The following is a 15,524-nucleotide window of genomic DNA, read 5'->3' as shown; positions in this document are numbered from 1 at the left end:
GGATAATTACAATGGACTTATCAACCTCTCCAGCCATTTTATTTACTCCTGCCAATAAGCCTGAGCTTTTTGATAAGGCTTTAGCGACTGGAGCTGACAGTCTTATTTTAGAACTTGAAGATGCGGTTCCTCCAGAGGAGAAAGAGCAGGCAAGGTGTAATGTTTTGCATTTTTTAGCAAGTAAAAATTTTGCTAATTTGCCCATTATTATTCGTATTAATCATATCACAAGTGACTATGGGCTTTCTGACTTACTGGCCTTGAAGCAATCTAATGTTCCTTTTGATGCCATTTTATATCCTAAGGCTGAAAGTCCAGATGAATTAAAGCTTATTTACGACATTCTTCGTCTTGAAGCTAAAAAAATTAAATTATTTGCCTTAATTGAAACAGGAAAAGGGATGAGTCAACTGCGGTCAATTGTTACCAATTCCCCTGTTTCCGGCATTTTCTTTGGTGCTGCTGATTTTGCAGCCGATCTTGCGTGTCATTTGAGTTGGGATTCTCTGTTATTTGCTCGCGCACAGATTATACAAGCAGCCAGCTTGACTAAAATAGCAGCTATCGATTCGCCATTTTTTGATTTTTCTGATGAGGAAGGGCTTATTGATGAAACTATCAAAGTAAAAGAACTTGGGTTTAAGGGAAAAATGGCTATTCATCCTAAACAAATAGCGCCTATAAAACAAAGTTTTTCTCCTACTGCTGAGCAGATCGATAGAGCAAAAAATATTGTAACTTGCTTCGAACAAGCGAAAGGAAAAGCCTGCCAATATAATGGAGAAATGATTGATACTCCTGTTTACAAGCATGCGCAGCAGGTACTTAAATTGGCAGAGAATATAAAAGGGAAAAGTCATGAATAATCAAAGTTATGTATCAGTTGGAAATAATCGTATAAGAGAGGATTTTGGTTTTTACTTTGAGGATTTCATTATTGGTCAAATCATAGAGCACCGACCAGGTCGAACAATTACGCAAAATGACAATATCTGGTTTACTTTGTTGACTATGAATACCGCTCAGTTGCATTTTGATTCTCATTATGCAGAGCAAACAGAATGGAAAAAAACTATAGTGGACAGTACTTTTACCTTGGCTATTATCACAGGCATGACGGTTAATACTATTTCTAAAAAAGTTGTAGCGAATCTTGAATGGGATAAGGTTAAATTATTAAAGCCAGTTTTTGAGGGTGATACCATTTATGCTGAAACTGAAATTAAAGCCAAACGTGAATCAAAATCAAGACCTACTCAAGGTATTATCACTGTAGAAACAAGAGGTATGAATCAGCATAAAGAAGTGTTTATGTCTTTTGAGCGTACGGTGTTGGTTTATAAACGGGGTGGTGCTCCTGATTATTCTATTTAAATTGAATCGTAGGAAATCTGCAAATACATAACCTTCGAGTATATACGTACAATAATAAATCAATTTGCCTTATAATAAATAAGCTCATTCTTCAAACTATCGAGGTCATTTCACCCGGATTTGTAGAAGTCCGAACACTATGAGACCGAATGATTTATTCTTAGTCTAATTTGATTAGAATTTTAATTGTCTACCTTTTTCTTTTTGCATTTCAGCGTCTGGATCTTTGGGAACGCTCTCCTTAAGTGCCAGGTTTCTCTGAATTGTAATGAGCTTTTTCTGGTTATCATATGCTTTTATTAAATCACCCACCTCATAATCATACGTCGCTTTAAAATTTTTTACTGGCGATGAAAAACCAGCTGCTGCTTTTGCTGCCAAATCGATTGACTGATTGGTTTGTCCAGGTTGTATTATTACTCTCGGTTGTTCTCCAAATAGCCATTTTGAGAATATATTTGGAGTATAAACCTGGATAGTAGCTTGTGCAGATGTTTGGTTATCCGTTAACGTTATTGTTCCCTTATATCCAGTGAAATAACTTAACCACGATTTTGGCCGATCTACAGTTGCTTGAACATGATCACCTATTCCTGGGAAAATGTTATTGATGTTTACATCTGTTGATTGCAACAAGAAGTCCAACTTTTTAAAAGTGGAGTCTTTATTGAGAGTGGTTGAAACAAGTTCATATCCCGGGCTGGTTTTAACGAAATTCAACTCAAATGGCTTTGCTTTAATTTCACTATATATTTCTTCTAAAAATTGGACATCAAAATCTCCACCATTATTAGTCCCTCTGAGATTTCTTTTAAGTCCATCCAGAGTCATTTTATTTTTCTCGGGTAAACTTGGCTTATGCAAATCAGTATTAAGCATTATGGTTTGAAATGCTAAAACATAGGCAGCATCCGCATTAGAAACTACATCAGGATTTTGCTTGGAATAGGCTTCATTAAAGCTTTGAACTAAGCGGTCAATTTTTTGAGCTTCTCCGGGTAATTTAAATGCTTTTAAAAAGGTTCTTAAGCCTTCGACAAAACTCTGTCCATTGAAGTCCATTTGACTGGTAAAAGATTTTAATACCTGTTGATTTTCTGCCTCATGACCACTCAAATAATCGCCAACAGCCTCTAAATCCAAATTTTTTCTTTGTTGATGAAAGAACTCGGCAATCTCTTCGTTGGGAGAAATTTTATATTGTTCACATATTTCTTTTATTTATCCCATTTTTGGGCTTGGCATTGAAAGCCTCAATTATTTCTCTCTGTACCTTTACAATTTCTGGATGCAAATCTGCTCCTTTGTCTAATTAACCGCTGAACACTGCTTAAATAAAAAATAAATCAGTATTTCGTTTTAATAGCGATCAGTAATGACTATATTATAATCTAATTGTTCTATATTTGTTTTTTTAGACAAAAAACTCCGTTTACTGGAGTTGTTTCTGATCACAAAAATGTCGTATTGTGCTTTATTAGTTCTATACTAACTAATATAGAATCAGATTGAAGATAAATGACTATGGAAGACGAATCCAAAGTCAAAAATGGGTTAAAAGCAGAAAAAGAGCAGCTTAATCAAAAGTGGATTGAGCACTTATTGAATAACCCACGCTGGGGGCCTTCCGTCGTTAAGTTAGCAATGGCAAGAAAAAAAGAAAATCGGAATAAACGTGGTGAGGCATTTAACTGTTTTGTGCTGAGTAGACCACAAAATGCCTTTGAGGAAGATGAATACCGGAAATTCCTGGATAAGTTAAAAAATAACATTAAAGATTTTGGCGGAACGACCCGATTTCAAATCGCTCTTTTTACCGCGGATAACCATCACTGGACAGCATTTGATTTTTTTATCGTTGATGGAAAACTTCATGTTTTTTGTTTAGATGCAGCTAATGATAGTGCAGGAGATGCCGCGCTTGATGAAATCATGAGCCGATTTCCTGATTGCGATGCTTACCGGTTAGAGCCTGATAGAGCTCCAAAAGCGAAGGATTCAAAACATTTTCGTTTGATTCAAACTGACCGGGAAAATTGTTCACGAATGACCATTGAACATATTTTGCTGTTGTCAAAAAAGAAATTTTTATTTCATGAGAATCTTGTCAACTACAAACTGGTTAATGGGGTGAAGCTGATTAATCCTGATACACTATTCAGGCAATCTCCTGATCTGTATCGCATGACTCAAATCGATTCTATTCTGGACAGTCTTATGATTTCATCACCAAAAGAGGCGCAACGATTAGTCAGTAAGAAAGGTTTGAATGCAGAGCAGTATAGGGATTTGCATGGGCATACATCAGGTAAACAATCCAAATCATCAAAAAATACAACCATCGATTATAAGAGACAGAATGTGGAGAAAAATCTTTTAGCTTTTTTAACCGAGAGTGAGAAGAAGCATTTAGAAAATATTCTCGAGAACTCGGAAAAACAATGGTCTGAGTTTTTAGAGATGTCTCAGACAGAACGCATAAAATTTTTATTAGGCAATATCAGAGAGAGGCCTTTTAAAGAAATTGCTGGGAATATTCTAGGTAAAGGCATAAAAGACAGACTGGATCAGAAAAAATACATTGAAAACGACGTGATTAAAAAAAGTTCTTTTACTCTTTTTAAAGGTATTGATAAGCATTTTGAAATCAAGAAAATTAAAGCAGAAATTAATGAACTGGAAAAGGCTTTGAAAATAGTGAATCAATTATCTAATGACACAAGTGCTGATGAAGTATTGTTAGATTTACAAAAACAAAAATTACCTCTTGGGATAAAAGGAGAAATAGGGAGTGCCAGAGAAATTTACACGCTCTTAGACGGGGAAAAATCCAATTTCCAGTCTCATAAAATGTAGTAATTGAAATTTCATCTGACAGACACTTCTTGAAAACAAGTAACTGTCAGATTAAGTCTAAACTACTGCAATTAAGTCAGCCTTTTCATTTTTCCCATGATTAAACAGTCGTTCAGTAAAAATTCATCCAAAAACTGATGCTGTGCAGGTAAGCTATGATATAATTTGATCAGGCTTGATGTTATTTTTTCAAATTTTTCGATTTCTTTTTTATCAATTTTCTGACCTTTGGAATCTAATTTTTCTTGTATGTGTTCTTGGTTTTTTCCCCAAAAATCATTATATTTTTGATATATCAAATTTGCTTTTTTTGTCAAATTATCGATCTCATCAGCCAGGTTTTGGAGAATTTTTATATTAGACTTTAAGTGCTTACATGTGTCTTTATCTAAAGACTCTTCCTCTGTTTCGTCAAGCCAATTTTTGAATGATTTCATTCTGTCAAAATGAGTCTGACATTTCTTTAATGCATCATTTGCTGCATTCCATTCTGATTCAAGATTTATATCGTTCTTGTTTTTAGACTTTTTTCGTTTTGATTGAATGTTATTCAAATTATTTTGAGCTCTTTCCAGGTCATATTCAGCGAATCGCAGGGCATCAGTGATGTTTTTATACAATTCACCGTCTTTTGATAAGTGACCTTTATTTGCTTCTAAAATTGCCACAAGAAATTTGATATCCCGATTTAAGTATTTTTTTAAAACAGCTGGTGTATGAAGTTCTTCATCATATGAAGAAGCAATATTCTCGTTGACAGGGTTATTGTTGTATTTTTCTAAAATTGCTATGAAAGATATAGATGTATTTTTTTCACGTTTAAAAAACATTTCAAGATCCTATGGTTAATATTTTTTCTAATAATTCTTATTTTAACCAATTAATCTGGAGAGTTAATTAACGCTTATGTCGAATTTGCGACATAATAGGGTCTTGCTCATTGCCTGATAGTGCTTGTCTTTAAAGCCAACCATTGATTAGACTCCATTTTCTTATACAGGCAGTTGATTTTGACAGGCTAGCATTTAAAATGGCGACATCAACCCCTTAATAATCCGCGTGCAAGATTAGCATTCATTGGAGGATAGGACTAATGTTGGCTCCTGAAATATCCTTACTGGATTATCTTCCAGGCTATATTGGTTGGAAGGATTTAAACCGCAATTATTTAGGTGCAAACAAAGCATTATTGGAATTGAAAGGGTTTCGTGATGTAGAAGAGCTTGCTGGTAAAACAGATGAAGAGCTGTCGCCTTGGGCTATTGAAGAGAACAAAATATTCCAGCAGCAAGATTTGTGCGTATTAAACGGCGAAAAGGTAGCAACAGTACATTTCGATTCAAAGACTAGTCAAGTTTTCTTGCTGGAAAAATGTCCTTTAACACACGAGGACAATAAGGTGACGGGATTGATTTATTATTGCCATCCTTATCCCAAGAATGAAATATTTAGAGTTTTAAGGCAGTTTGATGATAAATTGCATTTAAGTCCCCATTATTACACACTGAATGACAATAAAAATATCTATGGATTAACAGATCGTGAGCATGAATGTGTGTTTTTATTAATAAGGGGGAAATCTGCAAAAGAAATAGGTGCTTTGCTTTCTCTATCAAAACGGACTATAGAGTCGTACATAGAAAATATTAAGAATAAAATGGATTGCAGGAATAAGGCTGAAATACTGGTAAAAGCGATATTAAATGATTATCACAATTACATCCCTGCAAGACTAAATCAAGTGGCTATTATTAAGTCACTTTAATCATTATGATGCTAATCTTCTACCGTATAAATACGGTGATTGAAGCAAGACCGAATACTATATTATTTTACAAACTTACCCGAATCATTTTAAAGGAAATCCACATGCGACGATTATTGATTACCATGTTTATTTTTTTATTATCTAATGCAGGATTTTGTGCGCCTGTTTTTGAAATTATTCCTCTTGGAGTCTATGGTGGTTTGAAAGATGGAAATTTATCAGCTTATTTAATAAAGGCCATAGAGAGCAAAAATTATACAGCCCTTGATGGGGGCACTTTGGTGCATGGGCTTGAAGTCGCAGTGGATAGACAATCCCTGCCTAATAAAAAGGTTGACGATTTGCTGCAAAAATATATTCCAGCTTACCTTATTTCTCACGCACATCTTGATCATCTTATGGGGCTTGTGATGGCGCAACCGGAATTGCGAGAAAAGCAAACGATTATGGCGCGTGAAGAGACAATGCAGGCATTGCAGAAAAATATTTTTAATTGGTCTGTCTGGGGAAATTTTGGAGATAGTGGAGAAATGCCTCATTTGAATTTTCAACATTATCAAACTATGCCATTACTCCAGTGGGTTGCTATTCCTGATACTGATCTGCACGTTAAAGCGTTCCCTTTGAGTCATGGTGAAATGGCATCAAGCGCATTTTTAATCCGTTATGAGACTGAATATGTCCTCTATTTTGGTGATACTGGCGCTGATAGCATTGAAAAATCAACAAACCTGGAGAATATTTGGAAAGAAATTGCGCCACTCATAAGAAATAAGCAACTTCATGCCATTATGCTGGAGTGTTCCTTTTTAAACTCACAACCAGATGACAAATTATTTGGTCATTTAAAACCAAACCTATTTATGTCTGAGTTGCGACAACTGGCGTCGATTGTTGATCCTTTAGATTTGAGAAACTCACTACGCGGATTACCCGTTGTTGTTACGCACATTAAACCCATGCTAGCTGACTTTTCAAATTCTAATGAAGATACAGAAAAACAGCTAATAAACGAATTGTCTCAGGAAAATGACATTGGGGTAGAATTAATTAAACCTGAGCAAGGTATCAAGTTAAGTTTATAATTTGGCGTAATTTCGTGATAGCCGCCAACAGGGGTAATTCAATTAAGCATTCCTGTATCTACTCATAAGGTTCCAGTTCAAGGACGTCGTTACGTGCTTGAACTGGTATGGACTCAGATTCATGTATATGCTTTCCGGCTTTAACGTAATGTCTTTATCGGAAACTCCGGAATAGTAACACCATGTTCTGTAAGTTGTTTTTTGCATTGATTATGGAAAAAAGTGTGGGCTTCAAATTGTTTTCTTACAAGCGCGTATTCATTGCCCGCGTCTTGTGTTGACTCGTTTAAACTGATTTCTTGAATTAAGTTTGCATTGTAGAAATTTCTTCGTAGAGAATCTTCAATGGTTCCATGTGAACGGTTAAATACAAAGTGAATTTTAGGATTATTAATTGCATCAACGAGCAAGGATTTGGCAGCAATATTCATTTGATGCCTCAAATCAGCATCAAATTTAGGGCTAAACCATTTTCTTGCAAATGGATAGGCGGGTTTGCCTCCCATTAGTTTTAAGGCCACATCTCTAACAGTGAATTTTTTATGGTAATCTTCGACTGGGGAGTGACCTCCGTTTAATGTTATAATTTCTTTAATTTCCTCCTTACTGAGGAGTATTAATTTATTCGTATCCTTATTGTTAATAGCCTTTATTTTTTCTTCAATTAAATTGAAATCATTAATTTTTACCTTTTCATATTTTCCATCAGGCTTAATATAATACAGCTCCTTAACACCGCTCTCTTTGAGAAATATATAGCTGTTTTTGTATTGTTCTGGATTTTCAGGTAATTCGGACATCAAATGGAGGTGATGTGTTTTTACTGCCCTGAAAAATTTCATTTTCTCGTTAATTTTTCTTTGCGTAAAATTGCTTTGTAAATAATCCTCGCCTGTTCCATTATTTTCTTTGCGTTCTATTATCTTTCCTTGGTCATTGATGCCGTCGAATTCCTGATAATTATTAGTTCCAGGAATCTTAACTAAAAAGGAGCGCTGCATTGAAATGGCCAGCGCGTGGGCATAATACTCAATTGATTTTTTCAATAATTGCTGTTCTGGAGAGTTGTCTTCCGCATCAATCATGTTTAGCAAACCACTGCGTTCAATAATTTGATTTCTTAAATTTTCCAGGGTGGTGTCGACACTTTGTTCTTCACCTTCAATAAAGCATACTTTTTTTGTTGGGGGTAAAGTATTTAACTCATAAGTAAATTCACTGGCGGAATGAAAAGAGGATAGTTCATTAATCCAGGACTGTGTTACCCATTGAGTCACCCAGTTACCTTTTTCCATGTCACCTAAATAGCATTCTTTCGCTTTCTTAATAGCCGGATTTCTAATCTGCTCCCATTGTTCAGAATGGCTGATTATTTTCGACTCAAGTGATTCTAAAACACTTTTAATGGTATCTAATTGCGCTTTGGCCTGTTTTTCATAGCTTTTGTTATCTTCCTCAGTCAGTGCTTTTATAGCCTTATTTTCAAGTTCAACTTCTCGTTTGTACATTGATTCAAGCTGGACTAATAAACCCATTTGTTCAGCATAATCGAGATGGTTTTCAGGCGCTGCAGCAATTTTTTCTCGCTCTCCTGCGTTAGGTGTTGCTGGTATGGTACTCAAGGCAGAGTGATTTGATGCATATCCTTTTAAACCTTTAACCAATTTGTTATAGACGACTTCATAAACATTGTTGTCCCCATGATTCTCCAATTCGGTGATCGGTTTATTAGTTCTTATCCTGTTTTTTAATTCATGGTAGGCTGCCTCAAAGTGTCTTTTATTCTGTTGGTGCGTTTTTATAGACGGATTGTATATTTCAGTAATAGTAATTGGCAGGGGTGGTAATATTTCATCAGTAACTTTGAGCTTGGTAAGCGCTTCATGCACCAGTTCTAATTCCTTGATAAGTTTGCTAATTCCTTTATTGAACTGAAGCTTATCCGCAGTTGCTTTTAATTTTTCGAGTTGAATTTGAAACTCTTTAATTGTAGTGAAAGCGATTTGTAGAAATTGACTTTTATGAGTTTGAATCTCGATCGGCGTTAGCAATTGAACGAGAGTTGCCACAGTTTTTTGAGCTGTAATCAATATTTCTCGTTCTTCTTCCTCATAATCAAATTGATCAAGTAAAGATTCGGAAGCCAAGGAACAGAACTCTTCTTTAAGCCGTTGATTGCCTTTAGCTTGCAGGACATCATTCCAATCATGATCCAGGGTTTTGGGTTTTACAACAACCACATCAAGGCCTGCTTTGCGAAAGCAAGCAACAGCATCATTCAAATTATCAACCGCTTTCTTATCGCTATCATTGTCTGCAAGCAAAACAATTTGAGCCCCCGGTGCTACTTGAGCCCGGATTACAGGAATGGCATGAACCATCTCGGTAATGCCAAGCGAGGCCATCACCGTATAATCACCCTTAAGGATTCCTGCAATGGAAGCCGCTGTTTCTACACCTTCAGCAATAAAAAGGCGAGTCGGATCACTTCCTTTTTTTACCAGAGCAGCTTTACCGAAGGAATCAATGTATCGCCTGTCTTCGATTACTGTTTTACCATCATTTTTAGGTTTTGCTTTAGTGCCATCTGGATTAAGATCGACTGTTTGCACCCCGATTATTTTTCTACGCGCATCAATAACAGGAGTGATCAATCGATTGGGTTTAGAGCCTTCGGGCGGCAGGGCGCGCATTTCACATTGGCTTATCGTTGTTTCGGGTAAACCTCTGGTTAACGACAGATAGCTTTTCGCTGCATGGTTATCTTGTATAGGTTGAGCCTTATCCCATAAGCTCTTTGCGATTTCTATATTTTTTTTGTAATCTGCATGTTGCTTAATCTGTTTCACTTTTGGAAGCTCGATTACTTGCTTGGATTTAGCCATTTGACACCTCAGCGTTTGTATATACTTGAATTAGAACTCTAATCATTTGTTTGGGACAAATTATACATAAGAAAAATTAAGTGTTTATTAAGGTGCCAATTAACACATAAATTAATCAGTTTGGTGGGGTTTATTATCTCTGCCTGTGCTTGTATGACTTATTTCAGACGGACAAAATCGTGAGAAAAATTGCTGCCCCTGGTCTTGTCGCATGGAATTTCATGGCAACCGTATAATGGAGTAGGGAAGAATTCAATTTAAATGATTCAACGGAAAATTTTTTGAGCATCTTTATATCCTGTGTCGATACGCCTTTGTATCGATTTGCGGGAAAAATCAAAAGAAGCGGTTGTATTTTCATCGTCTGAGCTTTCTATATAAATTATATCTTGAATATATTTGTAATTAAGCAAGCGTTTATAACCTGGAAGCCGTCTTATAAAGCTATTTTCGGGAACTATCTTTTCAATTTCCTGTATTGTTTCAACATACTCATTAATTTTTTCGGTTAATTCGGTATTGAAACGTATTTTATTGGAAAAAATGATTTCAAATACTCTATCAAAAACTTCAGGCATATTCGTCGGTATTTTTCCATGACTGGGGAAAAGATTAATCACAATAATTTGCTTTTCAACGTTTGGATCGGGATTAAGTTTTTCCATAACCGGGGATAGCGGGGTATTTGAAAATAAACCACCGTCCCAATAATGAGTATTCCCAATGATTGTCATGGGAAAGCCAGGAGGCAAACTGCCGCTGGCTAATACATGCAAAGGAGTAATTTCTGTACGGTTATTACCCTGATTCTCAAAAACGCTGTTTTTACCTGTTGCAATATTTGTTGCTGTGAGAATTAAATGGATTGGGCTATTATTAAGCTTTTCAAAATCAATGTATTTTAACAATAATTGCTGTAGAGGCGTTGTGGTATAAAGACTGGTCCAATAAGGCATCGACCAGTAATCAGTTCGCAAATGATAAAAAGCCGCATTGCCAAAGAGTGACAGATAAGATTCTGTATCGTCAGGGAATAGCTGGGCAGAAAAAACCGTCAGTTCTTCCCAGATTGCTTCCAGAGTCTGGATAGGATCGTCTTTCGCTCCAATCAGTGCTGCTGCATTGATAGCCCCAATAGAAACGCCTGAAATAATGTTTGGCGAAAAATTGGCTGAGGCATAGAGGTATTTTAATACGCCTAACTCATAAGCTCCCAGTGCTCCGCCTCCCTGAAGTACAATGGCCGTTTGCTTCATGGATGTCCTTATCATTGTCACACTGTATCAGCTAGTATAGCAGGTAAATTATACAACAAATGATGTCGGGTCGTTATTCTGTAAATAGTAATCAAGCACTAACTCGAACCTGCAAAATGATGTGACAGATTTATGGAGTTATGGCAGCTGATTTTAAGCATTTTGACTTTCCTAGAAAAAATATTATTATGAATAATTCCATTAGGGATTAAATCGCTTATGTTTTTATAGCGGCAATAATTCCATACACGCAAAGCCTTGGTTTCGTGATGTGTTTTGTTGTAATGAATCGGAGTAATTGGATAAATGCTCGCTACAGCTTGACGATAGATACTTACATCTGAATAAGACTATTCTTAATAAAACAGGAAGATTTGATGGAAGTTGAACGCATTAAAAATGAAGTAAAACTATTTTTACTCAACTCGTTTAGAATTAAGGATATTGGTTATTCGGATAATATTTTTGACACCGGTGCAATGCACTCTTTATTTTTCATTCAATTATTAGTTTTTATAGAGAAGAAATATAAAATTGATCTTGAGGTCGGTGAATTTGATCCGAACCAGTTAACTAGTATTGATGCCATCGCTCTCTTTATTTCCAGTAAACTATAATGGTAATAGGTCAGGCTCCCTATGTTGGATTTGGCACAAACGCTCAGAGTTGAGCTTTTACCTCTAGTTCAATACGAATAACTGTGATAGGGTTTGGTGGACAGACGACATGAAACAAACAAAACTTACTCTTTTTGGTGCGGGAACAATGGGTACAGGTATCGCACAGCTTTTTGCGCAATGCGGATTTCATGTCACTTTAATTGATAATCTCCACTCTCAATTGGATAAAGCAAAAGCCACTATAGCTAAAAATTTGCACTATCTGGCATTAACTCAAAATTTAGCATCGATCCAGTCTATTGAAACAATATTGGCATCAATTTCTTTTACAACACAATTAGATGAACTCAAGCAATCTGAATATATTATAGAAAGTATCACTGAGAATTGGGAAAAGAAAAAAGCATTGTATCAGGTATTAAATGAACAATGCAGTTCCGCCTGTATTTTGGGGGTAAATACATCTTCTATACCCATTACTAAAATAGCATCACTTGTTGAGCATCCTCAACGCGTTATAGGGGTTCATTTTATGAATCCAGCGCCGATGATGCCTATGGTTGAGGTGATTAAAGGATATCATACTGACGAATTGACAATAGAAAAAATCAGAGCGTTACTTGAACAAGTCCATAAAAAAATGATCGTCGTTAAGGACTCCGTTGGTTTTGTCAGTAATCGTGCCATGATGATTTTTATTAACGAAGCCATTTTTATGGTCCAGGAAAACATTGCATCAATCGAAGACATCGATGTTCTATTTAAACAATGCTTTGGGCATAAAATGGGGCCGCTGCATACTGCTGATTTAATTGGGTTGGATACGGTTCTTTATTCTTTAGAAACAATCTATTCAGAACTCAAGGATCCAAAGTATCGACCATGCTGGTTATTAAGAAACATGGTAGATGCAGGGCTTCTTGGACAAAAGACTAAAAAGGGATTCTATCAATATGAGTAGAATTGTAAACAGGCGCTAAGGAGAGGAACTTTGCCCAATTATCAGCCTCGACAAGTGAAACAACAACAGTTCTTTAATCGATTCATAGAAAATTGGCTTCACCCTCATGCGAAAATTTTTGATAAAGAACAAAACATTCCGCGTGATTTTTTTTATACATTAGCCCAAAATGGTTTTTTGGGCGCTTGTATTCCTAAACGCTTTGGTGGGCAGGAATGGGATGAATTGACCATTGGTATCATGCATGAATCCTTTGCTAAAGAGCTTTGTTCCTTGGCAAATATTTTAACAGTATTGGGCATGGTCAGTAAGTCACTTTTACAATTTGGTTCGAGAGCGCAGAAGCAAATCTGGTTACCCCGGATTGCCTCAGGAGAAACCTTAGCTGCATTGGCTTTAACTGAATCTGATATAGGTAGTGATTTGGAGCATGTTGAAACTCAGTTGTTGGATGCAGGTGATGAGTTTATTCTAAAAGGCAGAAAAAAATACATTACATTAGGGCAAATAGCTGATTTGTTTTTGGTTTTAGCAAATTGCCAGGGCCAACCGACTGTGGTTTTAGTTGAAAAAGACACGCCAGGCTTAATCGTTTCACCCATGTCTAATTTTTTAGGATTACGCTCTAATATGTTGGCAGAGATTTTTTTTGATAATTGCCGAATTCCTAAAATAAATCTGCTGGGTAGTATTGGCATCGGTTTTACCTATGTTATCCAAACTGCTTTAGATGAAGGACGTTATACAACAGCGTATGGATGTGTTGGTTTAGGGCAAGCCTGCCTGGATGCGGCTCGTAGCTATACACAGGTAAGAAAGCAATTCGATCGTAGATTAGACGAGCATCAACTCATTCAAAAAATGTTAACTGAAATGGTGGTGCAGGTGAAAGCTGCCCGGGAATTGTGTTTTTATGCCGGAGAGCTGAGACAGCAAAAAAATCCAGCATACATTGCTGAAACATTGATAGCAAAATACGTGGCTTCAAAAATGGTTGTTTTTGTATCTAATCATGCATTGCAACTGTTTGGCGCAGCGGGTTTTGAAGAAACTTATCCTGTTGAACGATATTATAGAGATGCCAAGGTAATGGAAATTATTGAAGGAACCTCACAAATGCATGAAATTCTCATTTCTAAACTTTGCATCAATTAATAGATAAGAGCAGGTATTTTTAAACATGAAGTCTTCTGATCAATGCACAACAATTTGTTCTTTATTCGAAGAGAAAGTAAAGCAATATCCGGAAAATACCGCTGTTTATCTGGAAGATCGTCGAATTTCGTATGATGTTTTTAATAAACAAGCCAATCAATATGCACGATATCTGCAGAAAAAGGGGTTGCCATTAAATGGAATTGTCGGCATTCAGCTCACGCGTTCTTTTGAAATGCTCGTGGCAATCTTTGCAGTATTAAAGGCAGGAGGAGCTTATTTACCGATAGATCCCATGGCTCCTGTCATGAGAAATCAAACCATCCTTGAAGACAGCCAAATCAAATTTCTAATTGTTAGTGATAGTTCATTATTCCCAGTACCCCCCGGGTTGCAAGTATTAAGCATTCATGCAAATGTGAGCCATGAGGATTGCCATAATTTAAACCTGCTCCGAGGAAAACAGGATTTAGCTTATGTGATGTATACTTCAGGCACGACTGGCAAACCCAAAGGAGTCATGATTTCACATCAGGCTCTGGTTAATCGTATTTTATGGATGCAAAACACATTTCCCTTGCAAAATCATGACGTGGTGTTTCATAAAACACACATTTGCTTTGACATCTCTGTTTGGGAGACCTGCTGGTGGTCTATTGCTGGCGCTGGAGTAGTACTTTTACCGCCTAGAAAAGAACATGACATCAAGCTATTTATTCAAATGATCGAGCAATATCAAATAAACGTTATTCATTTCGTACCCTCCGTATTACGAATATTTTTAAGTTATATTAGACAAGATTTTTCGATAAATCGTTTAAGTTCTTTAAAGTACGTATTTTCAAGTGGCGAGGCATTGGATGCCAAAAGTGTGAATCTATTCAATAAGTTATTTCAAGATCAGGAAGCATTATTAGTTAATTTATACGGACCCACAGAGGCCACAATAGATGTTTCCTGTTTTATTTGTGAAAAACACAAGCGTTATCGCACCGTTCCAATTGGAAAGCCTATCGAGAATACTCAATTTTTTGTATTAGATGAGGAGTTAAATTCAACCGGTTTCGAACCTGGAGAGCTATATATTTCCGGAGTTGGATTAGCTCAGGGTTATTTAAATAATCAAATGCTTACTCAGGCATCGTTTATAGACAATCCTTACTTACCAGGTGAAAAAATGTATCGAACTGGCGACATAGTCTGTTGGAATAAGGAGAATGAATTATTATTTTTAGGTCGCAAGGACGATCAGGTAAAAATACATGGTATACGTATTGAATTGGGAGAAATACAATATCATTTATTAGAGCACCCCAATATCCAGGATGCGGTCGTTGTCTGCGAGAAGGTGGACTTACTTGATCATAGAATGGTTGTGTTCTTAATTGCTAATAACAAACAAACAGAGCTTAGTATTGCTGAGCTTAAATCGTTTTTAAAAACCAGGCTTCCAGACTATATGGTACCTGAACATTACTTATGGTTAAGCGCATTCCCAATAAAAGACAATGGAAAAATAGACAAAGAGAAACTATTGAGTTTCATATAGCTTAGGCAACATCTG

Annotated in this window: 12 protein-coding genes and 1 pseudogene; 9 read left to right on the top strand and 4 right to left on the bottom strand. The window is 36.3% G+C overall.

Annotated elements, in window-relative coordinates; all coding sequences use genetic code 11:
• Positions 1 to 11 precede the first annotated feature (11 nt).
• The gene (locus tag EL201_RS10015; RefSeq protein WP_027222126.1) at positions 12 to 866 is read left to right on the top strand and encodes an HpcH/HpaI aldolase/citrate lyase family protein; all 855 of its coding nucleotides are present in this window, start codon (positions 12 to 14) and stop codon (positions 864 to 866) included.
• On the top strand, positions 859 to 1,374 hold the full coding sequence (locus EL201_RS10010) for a MaoC/PaaZ C-terminal domain-containing protein (RefSeq protein ID WP_027222125.1): 516 nt from the start codon (positions 859 to 861) through the stop codon (positions 1,372 to 1,374). Before EL201_RS10015 ends, EL201_RS10010 begins: the two co-directional genes overlap by 8 nt.
• 174 nt (positions 1,375 to 1,548) lie before the next feature.
• Here EL201_RS10010 and ralF read toward each other — a convergent pair.
• Positions 1,549 to 2,668 (bottom strand): annotated as a pseudogene (gene ralF / locus EL201_RS10005) (T4SS guanine nucleotide exchange effector RalF).
• A gap of 224 nt (positions 2,669 to 2,892) precedes the next feature.
• Between ralF and EL201_RS10000 the strand changes: the two are divergent.
• Positions 2,893 to 4,230, top strand: coding sequence for a YopJ family acetyltransferase (locus tag EL201_RS10000; protein WP_080273021.1), 1,338 nt, complete (start codon positions 2,893 to 2,895; stop codon positions 4,228 to 4,230).
• Positions 4,231 to 4,301: 71 nt separating this feature from the next.
• On the opposite strand, the gene EL201_RS09995 is transcribed toward EL201_RS10000, so the two are convergent.
• Complete coding sequence (locus EL201_RS09995) at positions 4,302 to 5,060, bottom strand: hypothetical protein (RefSeq protein WP_027222123.1); 759 nt, start codon at positions 5,058 to 5,060, stop codon at positions 4,302 to 4,304.
• A 263-nt stretch (positions 5,061 to 5,323) separates the two neighbouring features.
• On the opposite strand from EL201_RS09995, the gene EL201_RS09990 reads away from it, so the two are divergent.
• Together EL201_RS09990 and EL201_RS09985 are read left to right on the top strand one after the other, a co-directional pair.
• Entirely contained in the window at positions 5,324 to 5,995 is a 672-nt protein-coding gene (locus EL201_RS09990) for a PAS and helix-turn-helix domain-containing protein (protein ID WP_027222122.1), read from the top strand.
• A gap of 104 nt (positions 5,996 to 6,099) precedes the next feature.
• Positions 6,100 to 7,083: an MBL fold metallo-hydrolase gene (locus tag EL201_RS09985; protein WP_027222121.1), complete on the top strand. Its 984-nt coding sequence runs from the start codon at positions 6,100 to 6,102 to the stop codon at positions 7,081 to 7,083.
• A gap of 140 nt (positions 7,084 to 7,223) precedes the next feature.
• Here EL201_RS09985 and EL201_RS09980 read toward each other — a convergent pair whose 3' ends face one another.
• The gene (locus EL201_RS09980) at positions 7,224 to 9,968 is read right to left on the bottom strand and encodes a toprim domain-containing protein (protein ID WP_027222120.1); all 2,745 of its coding nucleotides are present in this window, start codon (positions 9,966 to 9,968) and stop codon (positions 7,224 to 7,226) included.
• A gap of 266 nt (positions 9,969 to 10,234) precedes the next feature.
• Positions 10,235 to 11,224 (bottom strand): patatin-like phospholipase family protein, encoded by a 990-nt coding sequence (locus EL201_RS09975; RefSeq protein ID WP_027222119.1) that lies wholly within the window; start codon positions 11,222 to 11,224, stop codon positions 10,235 to 10,237.
• 377 nt (positions 11,225 to 11,601) lie between these two features.
• Between EL201_RS09975 and EL201_RS09970 the strand changes: the two genes are divergently transcribed.
• The 4 genes from EL201_RS09970 (at position 11,602) to EL201_RS09955 (ending at position 15,509) form a co-directional block, all read left to right on the top strand.
• A complete protein-coding gene (locus EL201_RS09970) occupies positions 11,602 to 11,841 on the top strand; it encodes a phosphopantetheine-binding protein (RefSeq protein WP_027222118.1) in 240 nt (79 codons plus the stop codon).
• Between the two features lie 109 nt (positions 11,842 to 11,950).
• Complete coding sequence (locus tag EL201_RS09965) at positions 11,951 to 12,805, top strand: 3-hydroxyacyl-CoA dehydrogenase family protein (RefSeq protein WP_027222117.1); 855 nt, start codon at positions 11,951 to 11,953, stop codon at positions 12,803 to 12,805.
• A gap of 30 nt (positions 12,806 to 12,835) precedes the next feature.
• Positions 12,836 to 13,960: an acyl-CoA dehydrogenase family protein gene (locus EL201_RS09960; protein WP_027222116.1), complete on the top strand. Its 1,125-nt coding sequence runs from the start codon at positions 12,836 to 12,838 to the stop codon at positions 13,958 to 13,960.
• 25 nt (positions 13,961 to 13,985) lie between these two features.
• Positions 13,986 to 15,509 carry an amino acid adenylation domain-containing protein gene (locus EL201_RS09955; protein WP_027222115.1) on the top strand — a complete coding sequence of 508 codons (1,524 nt, stop codon included), beginning with the start codon at positions 13,986 to 13,988 and terminating at the stop codon, positions 15,507 to 15,509.
• Positions 15,510 to 15,524 lie beyond the last annotated feature (15 nt).

The sequence above is a fragment of the Legionella pneumophila subsp. pascullei genome (assembly GCF_900637585.1).
GTDB lineage: Bacteria > Pseudomonadota > Gammaproteobacteria > Legionellales > Legionellaceae > Legionella > Legionella pascullei.
The sequence above is the reverse complement of the archived record's forward strand: the minus strand, read 5'-3'. Positions and strand labels throughout refer to the sequence as shown.

What these genes read in the sequence shown, in the direction of transcription:
- EL201_RS10015 (WP_027222126.1), top strand. Translation starts at nt 12, where the DNA reads ATGGACTTATCAACCTCTCCAGCCATTTTATTTACTCCTGCCAATAAG.
- EL201_RS10010 (WP_027222125.1), top strand. Translation starts at nt 859, where the DNA reads ATGAATAATCAAAGTTATGTATCAGTTGGAAATAATCGTATAAGAGAG.
- EL201_RS10000 (WP_080273021.1), top strand. Translation starts at nt 2,893, where the DNA reads ATGACTATGGAAGACGAATCCAAAGTCAAAAATGGGTTAAAAGCAGAA.
- EL201_RS09995 (WP_027222123.1), bottom strand. Translation starts at nt 5,060, where the DNA reads ATGTTTTTTAAACGTGAAAAAAATACATCTATATCTTTCATAGCAATT.
- EL201_RS09990 (WP_027222122.1), top strand. Translation starts at nt 5,324, where the DNA reads ATGTTGGCTCCTGAAATATCCTTACTGGATTATCTTCCAGGCTATATT.
- EL201_RS09985 (WP_027222121.1), top strand. Translation starts at nt 6,100, where the DNA reads ATGCGACGATTATTGATTACCATGTTTATTTTTTTATTATCTAATGCA.
- EL201_RS09980 (WP_027222120.1), bottom strand. Translation starts at nt 9,968, where the DNA reads ATGGCTAAATCCAAGCAAGTAATCGAGCTTCCAAAAGTGAAACAGATT.
- EL201_RS09975 (WP_027222119.1), bottom strand. Translation starts at nt 11,224, where the DNA reads ATGAAGCAAACGGCCATTGTACTTCAGGGAGGCGGAGCACTGGGAGCT.
- EL201_RS09970 (WP_027222118.1), top strand. Translation starts at nt 11,602, where the DNA reads ATGGAAGTTGAACGCATTAAAAATGAAGTAAAACTATTTTTACTCAAC.
- EL201_RS09965 (WP_027222117.1), top strand. Translation starts at nt 11,951, where the DNA reads ATGAAACAAACAAAACTTACTCTTTTTGGTGCGGGAACAATGGGTACA.
- EL201_RS09955 (WP_027222115.1), top strand. Translation starts at nt 13,986, where the DNA reads ATGAAGTCTTCTGATCAATGCACAACAATTTGTTCTTTATTCGAAGAG.